The following is a 16,179-nucleotide window of genomic DNA, read 5'->3' on the forward strand; positions in this document are numbered from 1 at the left end:
TACATATGTGATATAATTATTTAAGCAGGTCTGAAAGTTCAACATAACTATATATGTCACGTCAAAGATATTGTTGGAAAGATTGCCATGGATGAACGTTCGAAGAAGATACAGAAGATACTGGTAATTATATTGGTCCTGAATCTGATAGTAGCTTTTGCAAAGATAATCTATGGCACATTCACTGACACGCTCAGCATGAAATCCGATGGTTACCATTCCCTTTTTGACGGGATATCGAACATCGTCGGAATCGTTGCTATCTTTGTTGCAGCAAAACCTCCTGACAGGACACATCCTTACGGACACCAGAAGTTCGAAACCCTTGCGTCTATCGTCATTGCAGTGCTGATAATCTTCGTCGGGTTCGAGATAATCCATAATTCCATATCAAGGTTCACATCAGACATACAACCCACCGTAACCGGCCTGAGCTTTATTGTCATGATAAGCACAATGGCTGTTAACCTGATGGTAACCGAATATGAAAGGAGAAAAGGCGAATCACTTAACAGCGAGATCCTGCTGGCCGATTCCATTCATACCAGAAGTGACATATTCGTTTCACTATCAGTACTCGTAGCACTTGTAGCAATAGAAGCAGGCTATCCAATAATCGACCCACTTATATCACTGATAATAGCAGCCGTTATCGTCAGGGCCGGTATCAAAATAATAATGACAAGTTCCAATACATTATGTGACGCAGCCCAGCTTGAAGAAGAAGTGATCTGTTCACTTGCCTATGAGATAGACGGAGTTCGTGATTGCCACAAGATCAGGACCAGAGGATGTAAAGGCGACATACATATCGACCTTCACATCATGGTATTGCCTGAAATGACCGTTTCCGAAGCTCATGCGATCTCACATCGGGTTATGGACTATCTTAAAGAAGAACTGGAAGGTGTAACCGAAGTATTGGTTCACATCGACCCATTTAAGGAAAAAAAATAAAATAGCATCAAATGGAATTGATCAACATGCCTGGAAATACCTTTGGACACTCGTTCAGGATCACAACCTGGGGAGAATCACATGGAAAAGCATTGGGAGTCGTTGTAGACGGAGTTCCCGCAGGACTTCCCCTTGAGCCGCAGATGATCCAGAAAGAACTGGACAGGCGACGCCCCGGACAGAGTCAGGTATCCACCCCGCGCTCCGAAGCAGACAGCGTCGAGATACTTTCAGGAATTTTCGAAGGCAAGACTACCGGCACACCAATTTCCATGATGGTGTGGAACAAGGATGCAAGATCAAGTTCTTACGACAATATCAAAGACCTTGCAAGGCCGGGACATGCCGATTACCCATACATGAAAAAGTACGGCATTCGCGACTACCGTGGTGGCGGACGTTCATCGGCCCGTGAGACCATTGGCAGGGTAGCCGCCGGTGCTATCGCAAAACAAATACTTGCAAAATACGGGATAGAAATCATTGCCCACGTCATATCACTTGGCACAGTATGTGCAAGACCAATGCCTCTGGATGTTATCAGAGAAGACCTGGAAAAGACACCTGTCAGGTGTGCAGACATGGAAGCTGCAGCGAAGATGCTAAAAGAGGTCGAAGAAGCAAGGGAAGAACATGACAGCATCGGAGGTGTCGTAGAGATCATTGCAACCGGAGTTCCCGCAGGCATTGGAGAACCTGTCTTTGACAAGCTAGATGCCGATATCGCAAAAGCCATGATGAGCATCGGTGCGGTCAAAGCTGTTGAGATAGGTGCAGGCTATGAAGCCTCACAGATGAAAGGTAGCCAGATGAATGATCCTTTTGTCATGGAAGATGCAATGGTAGAGACCAAGACCAACAATGCAGGCGGAATCCTCGGTGGATTGTCCACGGGAATGCCAATTGTCTGTCGCACCAGTGTCAAACCAACACCATCCATTTCACAACCGCAGCAAACTGTGGACATGAAAGAGATGAAGGATACTGAAATCAACATCCAGGGTCGCCACGATCCGACAATCCCGCCAAGAATGGTACCTGTTGCAGAAGCCATGATGGCACTGGTTATTGTTGACCACATGATAAGAAGTGGTCACATACATCCGAATTCGATGTTGAAGTGATCAAGATCGAATTTCAGCAAAAAGTAAAACGCAAGTGTTCAAACATTAAATTGATCAAACAATCATAAACTGATCATCAAACGATCAATACGCCAACCAAACCTGCGGTTGATCCAAATTTATAAACAACTAAAAAAAAAGAAATGATGCCACCGACTTCGGCGGCATTACTAATTTTCAGATAACTTTGATCTGACCTTAAATGGTCAGTTTTTCCATTCTTCCAACAGCTTCTTCGAGGCGGTCAGCGGACTGCGTAAGAGCAAATCTCACATAGCCTTCTCCGTATTCACCAAAGCCGACACCAGGTGTTGCTACAATTCCTGCTTCCTCGAGCAAGAGCTTAGAGAATCCGATGGAGTCATAACCATCAGGTACTGGTACCCACATGTAGAATGTTGCCTTTGGTGCCTTTGCATCAAGACCAATGCCCCTTAAGCCTTTAAGAAGCACATCTCGCCTCTCCTCATACATAGTGTTCATATCTGCAACACACTGCTGTGAGCTTGAGAGTGCTGTGATACCTGCCCTCTGAATAGCATCGAATGCACCGGAATCGATGTTGGACTTAGCCTTTCCGAATCCTGTGATGAGGTCCTTGTTACCAACAGCGAATGCAAGTCTCCAGCCAGTCATGTTGTAGGTCTTGGACATGGAATAAAGTTCCATTCCGACATCCATTGCACCATCTACGCTAAGGAAGCTTGGTGCCTTGTAGTCATCATAGACCATCTCAGAGTAAGCATTGTCGTGAACTACAACAACATCGTTCTCTTTAGCGAACTCCACGACCTCTTCAAAGAACTTGACATCAGCAGTTGCAGATGTTGGGTTGTTAGGATAGTTCAGGAACATGAGCTTAGCCCTTGCAAGTTTGTCCTTAGGAATTGCCTCAAGGTCAGGAAGGAAACCATTCTCCTCAAGGAGAGGCATGATGTGTGCTTCACCGCCTGCGAACTGTGTTCCGATCTTGTAAACAGGGTATGCAGGATCAGGGACAAGTGCCACATCACCAGGGTTGATGAATGCAAGAGGAATGTGTGCAACACCTTCCTTTGAACCTATAAGTGTGAGGGTCTCTGTTGCAGCATCAAGCTCAAGGCCGCGGGATTCCTTACACCAGTCTGCTACTGCTTCCCTGAACTCCATCATACCGGTGTATGAAGGATATCTGTGGGTTGCAGGATCTTTTACTGCATCACACATTGAATCGACAATGTGGGATGGGGTTGGCTGGTCAGGGTCGCCCACTCCGAGGTCGATAACATCGACACCTTTTGCCTTCTGGGCTGCCTTTGCTTCATCGATAGTTGCAAATAAATAAGGAGGTAGTGCATTGATTCTGTCTGCGTACATATGTTCACCTTGGTTTAAATTAAAATGATCTCTTAGGTATTGTAGCGCTTCTATTGCTACAAACCTATTTAAAAATCATGGGTGACCGGAAAATAGGGCCACCTTCATTCATCATCCTTTTCCACAGTGTGCAACTCATCCCCTTTATCGCGTAAAAGGTCCACATCCATAAACTCAGCTGATTCCGGAAGTGACAGTTCAAACCCTGCGGTCTGGTCGATATAGACAGTGCCATTAAGAATAGTATAATCAAGCACATGCCCACCTTTTTCCCGGTCCGTGTCAATGAAATGGAAATGGTAACCCGGCACATTTATGCCTTCAACATAGTAAGGCAGCCAGAAGCCTACAATGCTACCCTCAACATTCTCAAGCTCGAATACAGCTTGTTCTACAGCGATCACATCGACCAGCAGAGGATATGGCTCTTCCTGGGCAGGAACACTGCGTACTTTCATATGCTCAAACGTGCCATCAATTCGGATGGCATACATCAGGTTCTTTGAAGGAAGTGATTCCCCTACCAATAAAGCAACTTCAGAAGAGTTCGAGGGACCATTCAATACGATGGCCTCATCCGTCTCAAAATAAGTTACAGCTGCAAAGGGCGTAGTGACGGAATCATCTACAGAATAGGCATAGCCATCAGTCTTCATCTGGTAGACCTCACCATCAATAACGATCATCTCTCCATCTAAAGCGTCGAATGTTCCAAGACCAAGGTCCCCTTGTTCTTTCAGTTCACCCATACTCAACTGCCCATCATATAAACCTTCAAGCAAGGCATCAATAGTTGATACCTGATAAAGAATATCATTCTGCAATTCACTTTGGTTAATATTCGAAGTATCTGGAGTATCCGATGTAGCAGGAGTATCATCAACACAGCCGGATAAAGCTAACATTCCGGATACAAGCAATAAACAAATAAATAATTGAAATGGCTTTTTCATATTTTTACCTCATTGAATATAACATAATTAATATGTTTACAAATAATTGATTAAATCGTAATAGTTGTTTTGGTCTTGAAGCCTGGATAATGAACGTGAAACATATGAAAGTGCATCACAAAATAACTTCTGATCCTAAGAAATGGATTTACAATATCAAAAACAATTGTAGAGACAAAAGTTGGAGTGTGGCAAACTTATTTGATCACAAATACAATCTGATCAGTGGAAATGCGTAATATATATAAAGAATATGCATTCATTACTAAATTGAAAAGATCTAAAACTACTTGTTTGGCATAGCACCAAACTATATAACACAGAAAAAAGACGAAACGACCCCCACTTCAAGAGGATAGCATGAACAGAAATATCAAACTCATATTAGGCATCTTCACTTTATTGGTAGCCATATCCACATCAGGTTGCATCGACCAGACAGAAGAGAACTCCAGCCAGGACGATGCTATCGTTGTTGCAGTAAGCATACTGCCGCAGCAGGAATTTGTAGATAAAATCGCAGGAGACAGGGTAAATGTCGTTGTCCTGATACCCCCGGGAGCAAGTCCTGCCACCCACGAACCAACCGCCGGCCAACTGAGGGATGTAGCAGATGCAAGGGCATATTTTACAGTGGGATCAGGATTGCCTTTTGAGAACGTCTGGCTTGAGAAGATAGAAACGGTAAATGAGGACATGCTGATAGTGGATTGCTCAGAAGGGATTCAGATCATTGAAATGCATGAAGAAGAGCATGAAGAAGAACAAAATGCTGAGGAAGGCGAAGCAGAAGCCGGCCACGACCATGGAGGAGTTGACCCTCACGTATGGACATCTCCGATGAATGCTAAAATAATGGTGGAGAACACATACCTTGGCCTTATCGAGATAGATCCTGATAACAGCGAATTCTACTTGCAGAACAAAAAGGCTTACCTGAAAGAGCTGGACGAAGCTGATGCCAGAATAAGGGACACCCTTGGCGAAGAAGGCGGCAGTTTCATGACATACCACCCTTCCTGGAACTATTTTGCAACTGAATATGGACTCGACATGATAACTATCGAGGAAGAAGGAAAGGAGCCAAGCCCACGGGATATGCAAAGGCTTATTGATGAAGCCGAAGAGAAAAATATCAAAGTAATATTTGTGCAGGCACAGTTCAGCACACAGAGCGCTGAGGCAATCGCATCTGAAATTGGTGGCGAAGTTGTAACTGTGGATCCGCTAGCAAAAGATTACATAGATAATCTTGACATTATCACCGAAGCATTTTCGCATGGCATTACAAAGGAATGAGGGATCAAATGGCAGAAGTGATCAGTCTTAAGAATGTATGGGTAAAATATGACAAGCTCACCGTACTGGAAGATGTGAACCTGACCGTTGAAGAAGGGGACTTCCTTGGAATTATAGGACCTAACGGCGGTGGGAAAAGTACCTTGTTAAAGGTCATCCTGGGATTGATAAAGCCACAAAAAGGAGAAGTGAAAGTTCTCGGAAAAAATCCGAAGAAGGCACATCAGTTGATAGGATATGTGCCACAGTATGGGCCCTCTAACATTGATTTCCCCATAAGTGTATGGGAAGTAGTACTTATGGGACGCATGGGAACAAAAAGATTGTTCCAGCATTACAATGACGAGGACCTCAAGGCAACACAGAAAGCACTCGAAATTGTTGACATGCTGGAGTTTCGCGACAGACAGATAGGAGAGCTTTCAGGTGGTCAGCGCCAGAGAGTATTCATCGCACGTTCTCTTGTAAGCGACCCAAAGGTCCTTCTTTTGGATGAGCCGGCAACAGGCATCGATACCCGCATGCAGAAAGAGTTCTACGAACTACTGGAGAAGCTTAAGTCAGAAGTGACCATTATCATGGTATCCCACGACCTGAGCGCAGTGTCGGTACTTGTTGATAAGATTGCCTGCCTTAACGGGAAACTACACTACCACGGCTCAAAAGAGCTGATCCCTGACGATATTGAACAATCATATGGATGTCCGGTGGAACTTATCGCACACGGAGTACCGCACAGGGTATTACATAAACATTGAGAGGAACTTCAATGATAGAGCTTTTACAATACGAGTTCATGACAAATGCCATCTTTGCAGGATTGCTGGCAAGTATCGCATGTGGCATAATCGGTGTTTATGTTGTGGTAAAGAAGATCGTATTCATCAGTGGCGGTATCGCACACGCTTCCTTTGGAGGTATTGGTATCAGCTACTTCCTCGGGATCAATCCAATATTCGGTGTTCTCCCCTTCAGCCTTTTCTCAGCCCTGACAATGGGAACCATCAGTAAAAGATCGGATGTTCCTGAAGACACTATCATTGGAATTCTCTGGTCTCTTGGAATGGCGATAGGGATCATATTCATCGGATGGACACCCGGCTATGCACCTGACCTTATGACATACCTGTTCGGAAATATATTGACCGTGCCAGGTTCGGATATCTACCTGATGCTGGCACTCGATGCAGTGATCATAGGTACTGTATATGTACTTTATAAAGAGTTCATGGCATTGTGCTATGATGAGGAGTTCTCCAAAGTATCAGGAGTTCCTACGGAAAAATTATACCTTTTGCTACTATGTCTTATTGCACTGACAGTCGTAGTGATGATACGCGTGGTCGGACTTATACTTGTGATAGCCCTTCTTACGATCCCTGCAGCATTGAGTCGCCAGTATACCAGCAACATGAAGACCATGATGTACCTCTCAATACTGTTCGGTGCTACATTTACCATAACCGGATTATTATTATCATACTATTTTGATATAGCATCAGGAGCTACAATAATCATTGTAATGGCTACTGCATACCTTTTGAACATAGTATTGCAAAAATGGAAACGCATTTCAGGAAATCGGTTTGATAGCTGATATAAAATGATTACGAGAATATCGAATACAGAAAGATGAAGTTGTGAATACTGTAGATACATTGCAACAGATGTATTCAAACATTGTACAAACGAGATAGAAAAACTTGAAAAACGTCATTTACACTACCACTTTGCAAGTTACGTAAATTTTATTGCGATCCATCTAATTTTTAATTCTCCAGCATTTTTGCTTAATGATATACATATCAAGAGAGGTAATATATATTAGTTAAAATTGAAATATCTATGGCAATATGTAACTGAATAATACGAAAGTGAATATACAGTTTAGAAACGTTAATATTGCATTATCCGCTTTTAAGAATGGAGTCACATGAATTGGATGCAGATCCCGTTAAGATCTAAACTTGTTCTTGCTGCTGTTGCAGGAGTTCTTCTTGTAATGGTACTGGCAACTTCTATCACGATCACAACTCAGATCTTAGTACAGGAAGAGCTTACACACAAACAAGCTACTGAGATCACAAAGAGCTACGCGAACAAATTCGATGGGGATATGCGGTCCGATCTTGCAATTGCTCGTTCTATCAGTCTTACATTGGGTGAATATAATTCATCTGACCGGGATGAGATCAACAGGATTTTACATTCGATCCTGGAAAACAATCCACACCTTTTGGGAACTTATGTATGCTATGAACCAAATGCATTTGATGGCAAGGATAATGAATTTACTAACATTGAAGGTTACGATAGTGAAGGCAGGTTCGCAACATACTGGAATAAGATCAACGGAAATATTGAAAAGGACTACTTGATAGATTGCGAAAGTTATGATTACTACATTTATCCAAAGGTCTTCAAAGATGACATTATCAGTGACCCATACTACTACGATGGCGTATTCATTATCAGCTATAGTTCACCCATAATAAAAGATGGAGAATTCATAGGGATAGCCGGAGTTGATGTCTCATTGGACTATATGGATGAGATTGTAAGCCAGGTCACAGCATTCGATACAGGATATGCCATCATGACCGGCAGTTCAGGACTTATACTCTCCCAGCCTTATAACAAGGACTGGATAGGAAATAAGACGATCTATGATTATGAGAACGAGGGCTTCTCTAAAGCAGCAGACGATATAAAGTATAAGAAAAGTGGTTATGTTGATACGATCGACCCGGTCACAGGGAAAGAGGTCATCGTATTCTACGAACCTATCGAATCAAAGAACTACGGATTCTTCCTCATAATTCCAAAAGAGGAAATGCTTGAAGGCACTTTTGCATTAAGAGATAAACTGATCGCGATCGGCATCCTTTCAATTTTCTTTACAAGTATTGCAGCATACCTTACTTCACGAACTGTAACCGGATCTATAGACGATATTGTAAACGATTTCAAGGAAATGGCTGACTCTATCGCTGATGGAGAATTGAACATCAGGGCCAATACAGATATTGACGAGGATTTCAAGAAGATACCTGACGGTCTCAACAACATCCTCGACGGAGTTGTGGTGCCCATACATGAAACTACGAGGGTTGCAGTCGAACTATCAAAAGGTCATTTGGATGCCCGTTTCGAAGGTGATACCGAAGGAGAATTCAAGCAACTTGCGCAATCGATCAATTATTTTGCCAAACTGTTGGATGTTATCATAACCGAATCCAATGAAGTCCTTGTAGCGATGGAAAAAGAAGACTTTTCACGAAGAGTACATTTCCATGGACATGGTGACCTGAAAGTACTTACAGAAGGTATTGACCAAACACGCCTGGCACTACAGCAGGCAAGCATCGATCGCCAGATAGCTGAACAGGAACTTAAGGAGTATGCACGGAAACTGGAACAGTCCAATGAGCTTAAAGACATGTTCACCGACATTATGCGCCACGATCTGTTAAACCCTGCAAGTGTCATAAAAGGATTCAGTGAGCTTCTTCTTATGACCGAGGAGGACGATCAGACAAAACGATTGCTTGGGAGAATTTTGGATAGCAATAATAATCTCATTGAAATGATACAATCTGCAGCAGAGTTTGCCAAGGTGGAAAGCTCCGATGAGCTTGAACTCAAGGTACAGGATATTACCAGCATCATCGAGCATTCAATTGACATACTGACAACACAGGCCGGCAACAAGGAAATAGTTATCAAGTTCAATGAAAAGGAACCACATCATGTACTGGCCAACCCAATTATTGAAACTGTGTTCACCAACCTGATCTCAAATGCGATCAAGTACAGTCCTGAGAAAACCGAAGTTATCGTAGAGATCAAAGAAAGCGATGATCTCACAGAAGTTACGATCACTGATTTTGGCGAGGGAATTAAGGATGAGCATAAAACAACTGTCTTTGATCGCTTTAAGAGAGTGAATAAAACAGGAGTAAGGGGATCAGGACTTGGGCTTGCCATCGTCAAAAGGACCATTGAACTTCATGAAGGAGATGTTGGTGTGAGAGATAACCCTTCAGGAAAAGGTTCCGTATTCTTTGTGAAGTTAAATCGATACGACGATGAGCACGAAGAATATGGAAATAAAACTGCCAAAACTTATTAATTCGAGCAAGATCAACTTAATTATGGGATAAGTTGTAGCTATTCAAGCGGATCTCCACATAATTTGATCATTCTTTCTACGAAGATCGATGTCCTGTACCCACTAGCATTAGCTTCAACAGATAATTGACAATATGCGGGGAGATGTTATGAAAGGTTTGCCAGACAAACTGCTCAACAACATGTATAAGGGAATATGGGCTGTTGACATCAACAACAAATTCATCTATTTCAATGAAGGAATGGAAGAAATAACCGGCCTTCCACGCGATAAGATCATTGGAGCAGATCTAAACTACTTCATGGAACTGGCACACCTCAGTGTAGGAGATGAAGGACACTTCAGGGAATTGGCGCTTCGTGTAAAAGATACGCTGAAACCTTCACGCTATCACTCATTACAATTTCTGACACCTGAAGGGAAGCTTAGTATCCAGAGCGGGCACATTTTTCCAATGGTAAACGGAGAGGGGAAGTATTCCGGAATAATATGTACTGTAGAAAGCTTTTCAGAGCAAAAGATCCGCGAAAAGACCTTCAAGGATATGCTAAGCTCAAAAAAGAAACTTGAAGATATTTATAAGAACAGTCCGGTAGTTGCCTTCCTCTGGACAGCAGAAAAGGACTGGCCGGTCGAATTCGTTTCAGACAACATATCCCAATTTGGATACAGCCCCGAGGACTTTACATCCGGCAAGCTGATATACGGAGACATAATACATCCAGATGATCTTGATTTTGTACGTAATAACGTAACACAGCTTGAAATTGAAGGAAAGCAGTTCTTTTCAAAGGAATACAGAATACTAACCAAATCCGGCGAAGTAAGATGGGTAGCTGAAAGGTCACTGCTTGTGTTTGATGAGGAAAATAAGCCATCCTATTATCAGGGCATCATGATCGACATCACCGAGCGTAAGCTCGCCGAGGAAGCTCTTCTTAAAAGTGAGAAAAAGTACAGGTTCATTTTCGAGAACTCACCGCTTGGAATATTTAATTTCGATGAAGATGCGAACATAACCCATTGTAATGACAATATTGCAAAGATCATGGGTGTGCCAAAAGACAAGATCATTGGCATGAACATGATAAGTGATATCGATGACGAGGAGATGAAAGAAGCTGTCAAGTCGATCTTCTCTAGAAGCTCCGGGCATTATGAGGGAAAGTACAGGAACCCGTTAAGCGGAAAGACCACACCAATAAAAGCAGATTATAGCCCGAACATCTCAGATGATGGAAAACTGCTTGGTGGCGTCGGTATCGTCGAAGATATCACTGCCCGTGTAGAAGCAGAAGAAGCAATGATAAAATATGCAGAAGACCTTGCAGCTGCCAATGAGGAACTCAAATCCCTGGACAAAATGAAGGATGAGTTCCTGTCCAACGTAAGTCATGAGCTTAAGACACCCCTTACTTCGATCAAAGGTTACACCGAACTTATCTCCGAGGAATCTCTGGGACCATTGACAGATAAGCAGAAAGAAGTGGAGACCACCGTACTTCGAAATGCTGAAAGACTGAAGAGACTGGTAGATTCACTACTGTACATAAGCAGAGTACACTCAGGTACCGTGAAGTACATTTTCGAACCGACGTCGATTGCCGAAATCATTGAAATGACACTTCAGGATCTAAAAATACAGATCGAGCAAAAAGGACTAAAAGTGGAGAGAAATATCCCGGACAAACTACCCCTGATAAATGGAGATAAGGACAAGCTCACAGATACATTCACCAATATCGTTGACAATGCCATCAAGTTCACACCTGAAGGAGGAACACTTACCTTTACTGTAGAAGAGGAAGAGGAATACCTGCACATCGTCCTGAAGGACACAGGCATAGGCATCCCACCAGACCTTATCCCAATGCTCTTCAGGCGTTTCTACCAGATCGATGCTACAAGGAAACGCAAATACGGAGGTACCGGTCTGGGACTGTACATCTGCAAAGAGATCGTAACAGCTCACGATGGTAAGATCTGGGCAGAGAGCGAAGGGGAGAACAAGGGAACGGAGATACATATCCAACTGCCTAATAAAGCAGAACCACCAAACCCCTAATTTTCCAGATCAGAAGTCGTCTTTTCAATTATATTTCCTCAAGATTTGGCATCATTTGAGCCGCACCCTCATAAATAATGTCAGAATCTACAAGGGAAACCGATTCGTTTTTAAGTCTTTGTGGCATACCACGCTACATAACCTGACAAATATATAGATAATAGATCATCCCGAGGTATTTAATGAGCGATATTTTAAGAAGAGGACGACTGGCGTCCGTCCCTGATGAAGAGATCATAGAGTACACCTCATCAATGAGCGCTGACAAATGGATATTTAATTCTGATGTCCTTGTAGACCTTGCACACACGGTCATGCTCAAAGAGAGAAATGTGATAAAAGCAGAGGACTGCCAGAAGATACTGGAAGGACTCCTGAAAATAAGAGAGGAAGGCATCGAGAAGCTCGACCATACTTATGAGGATATTCACATCTCGCTTGAATCAAGGCTTATTGACATGGCAGGAGAAGATGTCGGCGGACGTATGCACTCAGGAAGGTCACGTAACGACGAGGTAGCTACCTGCATCAGGCTCACACTCAGGGATGAAATGCTGTTGATCATGGAAGATCTGATCAACCTTCGCAACACGCTAATAGATGTAGCTTCAGAAAATGTTGATACCCTTATGCCGGGTTTCACCCACCTGCAGCACGCACAGCCAACCACCCTGGCACACCACCTGACAGCGCATGCAAATGCTGTAGGTCGTGATTTCGAGCGTACAAGGGACTGCTACTCACGTGTGAACATGAGCCCGCTTGGTGCTGCAGCTTTTGCATCCACAGGCTTTGATCTGGACAGGGAAAGGACAAGAACACTCCTCGGTTTTGACGGAATTGTTGAGAACTCCATGGATGCTGTCAGCTCACGCGATTTCCTGATAGAGACAGCAGCAGTTTTTGCAAATCTCATGATTAACCTGAGCAAAATAGCCGAGGAACTTGTGATCTGGTCTACATCCGAATTTTCATTCATTGAACTGGATGACAGGTATGCATCCACTTCATCCATCATGCCGCAGAAAAAGAACCCAGACACTGCCGAACTGCTGAGAGGAAAGAGCGGTGTTGCCATCGGTTCACTCATGTCATTGATATCAATCTGCAAAGCATTGCCGTTAAGCTATAACCGCGACCTGCAGGAAGCAACACCGAACATCTGGCGCTCCCTGAAGACAACAAAAACATCCGTCAGGGTCATGGCCGGAATGATAGCAACCATGAAGATCAACAAGGAGAACATGGCAGGCCTGGCAACAGCAGGTTTTACAACTGCAACCGAGCTTGCAGATACCATGGTGCGTATCTGTGACATACCGTTCAGGACCGCACATCAGATCGTTGGAGTGCTTGCACGCGGAAATGGTGAACCGACACTCGGCGAGATCGATGCGGTTGCCCACAATGTCATTGGAGAAAGCTTAAGCGGAAGAGGACTTACCGAGCAGATGGTGAACGAAGCACTCGACCCGACAATGAACGTAAGGAAGCGAACTGTGACCGGTGGACCATCACCGGCCGCCATGCAGCAGTTGATCAGTAATTGCAGGACAAGATCAACAGAGGATGAGAACAGACTCAACAAACTGAAAGCTAATGTTGACAGCGCTATGGAAGCACTTTTCAGCGTCGTAGATGACTGTATGAGTGACTGAGGAATTAGCTGAAAATTACGAACGATCATATTGATGACGGATTATGAGGGATGATGATGGATTTTGAACTTGGCGACAGGATAAGGATAGAGAAGGACGGAAATGTTTACGAGGGTATCGTTATGCCAACCACTACAGACCATGTTGTGATCAAGATGGTCAGTGGCTACAATGCAGGCATTGACCCTGAAGGCGCAACGATAACGCTGCTTGAGAAAGCTGACCCGAATAAAGCAGTGAAGAAAGAGAAAGCTGCAAAAGCAAAGCCATCAAAGAAGCTCCCAAAGGTCACCATCCTCTCCACCGGCGGAACGATCGCCAGTAAAGTGGACTACCGCACAGGCGCTGTCACCGCACAGTTCTCTGCTGACGATATCGTGGATGCCATCCCGGAGATCACAGAGATCGCAAACATCAGCGGAAGGGTTGTCTACAACATCCTGTCCGAGAACATGAAGACCGAATACTGGACCGAACTCGCCCAGGCTGTCGCCGAAGAGATCGAGAACGGCGCTGACGGTATCATCGTTGCCCACGGAACAGACACCATGATGTACTCCGCAGCAGCCCTGTCATTCATGCTCAAGACCCCGGTACCAATAGTATTTGTGGGCTCCCAGCGCAGTGCTGACAGACCCAGCAGTGATAATGCAATGAATGCCATCTGTGCCACAAAGGTCGCAGTCAGTGACATTGCCGAAGTATGCGTGGTCATGCACGACACTGCCTGCGATGAACACTGTGCCATCCACTACGGCACAAAGGTCAGGAAGATGCACACATCCAGAAGGGATGCATTCCAGTCCATAAACTCCGACCCTATCGGCTACGTGGATTACTCCACAAAAAGAATCGAGACTATCCTGCCATACACCAAGCGCGGCACCCATGAGCTGGAAGTTAAAGCCACCCTTGAACCAAAATGCGCCCTGGTGAAGTTCGTACCCGGTGCCGACTCAGACATTCTCTCATACTACATTAACTCCGGCTACAAAGGTCTCGTCATAGAAGGAACCGGGCTGGGACATGTTTCCACCGACTGGATCCCGAACATCAGACGCGCCACAGAAGCAGGCATTCCAGTAGTCATGACATCACAGTGCCTCAACGGACGTGTCTGTGACCGCGTCTACGATACCGGCAGGGATATCCTGAAAGCCGGTGCAATCGAAGGCGAAGATATGCTACCAGAGGTCGCTCTGGTGAAGCTTATGTGGGCACTTGGACAGGGCGGAGATCTGAAAGAGATCGATTCTGTTATGGCCACGAGTGTTGAGAACGAGATTACGGAGTGCACGTTGAAGTGAGGGAATTATTTCAACTGCTTTTTAAACGTAATTATTTAAAATAGTATATTTGGTGCAGTAATGCACCATCCTTTTCTTAATTTTAGGATACGCAACTGTAGTGCTGTATAGAACGCTCACATACCAAGCGCATATGCTGCAAGAACACCAGCAATAATTATACCAAGCGCAAGCATCGTAATTTCAGCGATGGGGAAAGATGCTGCATTTTCGTTATTAATTATCTTAAACATTTTTGATTCCTCAATATGTGTACATGTGTAATTTCATTTAAATATTGGCATTCATTCAGAACTTAATAATTCATTTCTAATTGCCATTAGATGTGATATAAGAACAAATCATGTAAATCATAAATGCAGACATATGATTGGGGAAAAGTCTATCATTCAAACAGAACACAGCAGAATAGTTTAATCGATAAAAGCATGTTGTTGCGATAATCAAAAGCAATACTTGGACTGTTGCTGCAATTAAAGAAAAAAGGATGGTGCGGTTAAGCACCATGGTTATTGACTTTAGCGCCTTACCGTAAGTTCAGCAATCAACTGCTGGCTAGGTACATCCACAATTGTAATAGAATCACCATTCTCCAGAGCTGAGGAAGTGCTGATAAAGATAGAACTACCTGCAGTCAGGTTATCTTCCGACACAGTTACTGGGGCATTATCAACAATGAGATTGGTATTGTTCCATAGAATCTCATCTCCGCCTTGGTGGTTCAAATTGAAACCATCATCTGATACATTGCTCAGTTTTAAACTTGACTGTGGTGCCATCTCGGATGGTCCCATTCCAAACACGAATGCTGCGATAACAGCAGCAAGGATCACAGTGATTGCGACCATCAGGATTACACCGATGACCGGAGACACTGCGTCTTCATTTCTGTTCATTTTAAACAAATTATATTCCTCCACTTTTATATACGCTTAGTTTAATTAATACTTTTCTGTTGCTTCTTCTGTACTACTTTCTCTAGCTTGTGAGTCCACATCTCATCACTCATTTCAGTGTACTCGCACTCAAGATAGTGCTGAACCGCTGTACTCAGGGCATCCTTTGTAGAGGGTTCTTTGGTCTTTTTCTTAAGTGCTTCAAGCTGATCCTCAGTAAGTACAGTTTGTGCATGTACAATTTTCATGAGAACTGTCTCCTGATAAGATAATCATGAGAACATACACAGAATCGTCCCCATCATAATGAGTATTATAATGATATGCTATATAAAACCGTTTCGCCGAAAAATATCAGAGAAATAATTCCCAATTAATAGATATGAAGAATAAATATAATAACTATTGCATACTGCCAAATCGGCAGACAAC

The 16,179-nt window shown here is 43.6% G+C and carries 13 protein-coding genes; 9 read left to right on the forward strand and 4 right to left on the reverse strand.

What is annotated here, in order from left to right:
- Positions 1-87 precede the first annotated feature (87 nt).
- Both LI82_RS08115 and aroC read left to right on the forward strand, forming a co-directional pair.
- Positions 88-957 carry a cation diffusion facilitator family transporter gene (locus tag LI82_RS08115; protein WP_048194896.1) on the forward strand — a complete coding sequence of 290 codons (870 nt, stop codon included), beginning with the start codon at positions 88-90 and terminating at the stop codon, positions 955-957.
- A 26-nt stretch (positions 958-983) separates the two neighbouring features.
- The gene (gene aroC / locus LI82_RS08120; protein ID WP_048196139.1) at positions 984-2,081 is read left to right on the forward strand and encodes a chorismate synthase; all 1,098 of its coding nucleotides are present in this window, start codon (positions 984-986) and stop codon (positions 2,079-2,081) included.
- A gap of 198 nt (positions 2,082-2,279) precedes the next feature.
- Here aroC and LI82_RS08125 read toward each other — a convergent pair whose 3' ends face one another.
- Both LI82_RS08125 and budA read right to left on the reverse strand, forming a co-directional pair.
- Positions 2,280-3,437: an LL-diaminopimelate aminotransferase gene (locus tag LI82_RS08125; protein WP_048194899.1), complete on the reverse strand. Its 1,158-nt coding sequence runs from the start codon at positions 3,435-3,437 to the stop codon at positions 2,280-2,282.
- Positions 3,438-3,541: 104 nt separating this feature from the next.
- Positions 3,542-4,390 (reverse strand): acetolactate decarboxylase, encoded by an 849-nt coding sequence (gene budA, locus LI82_RS08130; RefSeq protein WP_048194901.1) that lies wholly within the window; start codon positions 4,388-4,390, stop codon positions 3,542-3,544.
- A 360-nt stretch (positions 4,391-4,750) separates the two neighbouring features.
- On the opposite strand from budA, the gene LI82_RS08135 reads away from it, so the two are divergent.
- From LI82_RS08135 to gatD, 7 genes are all read left to right on the forward strand, one after another.
- Complete coding sequence (locus LI82_RS08135) at positions 4,751-5,689, forward strand: metal ABC transporter solute-binding protein, Zn/Mn family (RefSeq protein ID WP_048194903.1); 939 nt, start codon at positions 4,751-4,753, stop codon at positions 5,687-5,689.
- A gap of 8 nt (positions 5,690-5,697) precedes the next feature.
- Positions 5,698-6,447 (forward strand): metal ABC transporter ATP-binding protein, encoded by a 750-nt coding sequence (locus LI82_RS08140; RefSeq protein WP_048194905.1) that lies wholly within the window; start codon positions 5,698-5,700, stop codon positions 6,445-6,447.
- Between the two features lie 11 nt (positions 6,448-6,458).
- A complete protein-coding gene (locus LI82_RS08145; RefSeq protein WP_048194907.1) occupies positions 6,459-7,286 on the forward strand; it encodes a metal ABC transporter permease in 828 nt (275 codons plus the stop codon).
- 345 nt (positions 7,287-7,631) lie between these two features.
- Complete coding sequence (locus tag LI82_RS08150; protein WP_167879772.1) at positions 7,632-9,821, forward strand: ATP-binding protein; 2,190 nt, start codon at positions 7,632-7,634, stop codon at positions 9,819-9,821.
- 148 nt (positions 9,822-9,969) lie between these two features.
- Entirely contained in the window at positions 9,970-11,886 is a 1,917-nt protein-coding gene (locus tag LI82_RS08155) for a PAS domain S-box protein (RefSeq protein WP_048194909.1), read from the forward strand.
- Between the two features lie 182 nt (positions 11,887-12,068).
- The gene (gene argH, locus LI82_RS08160; RefSeq protein ID WP_048194911.1) at positions 12,069-13,544 is read left to right on the forward strand and encodes an argininosuccinate lyase; all 1,476 of its coding nucleotides are present in this window, start codon (positions 12,069-12,071) and stop codon (positions 13,542-13,544) included.
- 56 nt (positions 13,545-13,600) lie between these two features.
- The gene (gene gatD / locus LI82_RS08165) at positions 13,601-14,851 is read left to right on the forward strand and encodes a Glu-tRNA(Gln) amidotransferase subunit GatD (protein WP_048196142.1); all 1,251 of its coding nucleotides are present in this window, start codon (positions 13,601-13,603) and stop codon (positions 14,849-14,851) included.
- 518 nt (positions 14,852-15,369) lie between these two features.
- On the opposite strand, the gene LI82_RS08170 is transcribed toward gatD, so the two are convergent.
- Positions 15,370-15,747, reverse strand: a complete 378-nt coding sequence (locus LI82_RS08170) for a type IV pilin (RefSeq protein WP_048194913.1) — start codon at positions 15,745-15,747, stop codon at positions 15,370-15,372.
- Positions 15,748-15,788: 41 nt separating this feature from the next.
- Positions 15,789-15,995, reverse strand: a complete 207-nt coding sequence (locus tag LI82_RS08175) for a DUF5371 family protein (RefSeq protein ID WP_048194915.1) — start codon at positions 15,993-15,995, stop codon at positions 15,789-15,791.
- Positions 15,996-16,179: the final 184 nt, after the last annotated feature.

The sequence above is a fragment of the Methanococcoides methylutens genome (assembly GCF_000765475.1).
In the GTDB taxonomy this organism is placed as follows: Archaea; Halobacteriota; Methanosarcinia; order Methanosarcinales; family Methanosarcinaceae; genus Methanococcoides; species Methanococcoides methylutens.

What these genes read in the sequence shown, in the direction of transcription:
- LI82_RS08175 (WP_048194915.1), bottom strand. Translation starts at nt 15,995, where the DNA reads ATGAAAATTGTACATGCACAAACTGTACTTACTGAGGATCAGCTTGAA.
- aroC (WP_048196139.1), top strand. Translation starts at nt 984, where the DNA reads ATGCCTGGAAATACCTTTGGACACTCGTTCAGGATCACAACCTGGGGA.
- LI82_RS08170 (WP_048194913.1), bottom strand. Translation starts at nt 15,747, where the DNA reads ATGAACAGAAATGAAGACGCAGTGTCTCCGGTCATCGGTGTAATCCTG.
- LI82_RS08150 (WP_167879772.1), top strand. Translation starts at nt 7,632, where the DNA reads ATGCAGATCCCGTTAAGATCTAAACTTGTTCTTGCTGCTGTTGCAGGA.
- LI82_RS08125 (WP_048194899.1), bottom strand. Translation starts at nt 3,437, where the DNA reads ATGTACGCAGACAGAATCAATGCACTACCTCCTTATTTATTTGCAACT.
- LI82_RS08135 (WP_048194903.1), top strand. Translation starts at nt 4,751, where the DNA reads ATGAACAGAAATATCAAACTCATATTAGGCATCTTCACTTTATTGGTA.
- LI82_RS08155 (WP_048194909.1), top strand. Translation starts at nt 9,970, where the DNA reads ATGAAAGGTTTGCCAGACAAACTGCTCAACAACATGTATAAGGGAATA.
- LI82_RS08145 (WP_048194907.1), top strand. Translation starts at nt 6,459, where the DNA reads ATGATAGAGCTTTTACAATACGAGTTCATGACAAATGCCATCTTTGCA.
- LI82_RS08115 (WP_048194896.1), top strand. Translation starts at nt 88, where the DNA reads ATGGATGAACGTTCGAAGAAGATACAGAAGATACTGGTAATTATATTG.
- gatD (WP_048196142.1), top strand. Translation starts at nt 13,601, where the DNA reads ATGGATTTTGAACTTGGCGACAGGATAAGGATAGAGAAGGACGGAAAT.
- LI82_RS08140 (WP_048194905.1), top strand. Translation starts at nt 5,698, where the DNA reads ATGGCAGAAGTGATCAGTCTTAAGAATGTATGGGTAAAATATGACAAG.
- argH (WP_048194911.1), top strand. Translation starts at nt 12,069, where the DNA reads ATGAGCGATATTTTAAGAAGAGGACGACTGGCGTCCGTCCCTGATGAA.
- budA (WP_048194901.1), bottom strand. Translation starts at nt 4,390, where the DNA reads ATGAAAAAGCCATTTCAATTATTTATTTGTTTATTGCTTGTATCCGGA.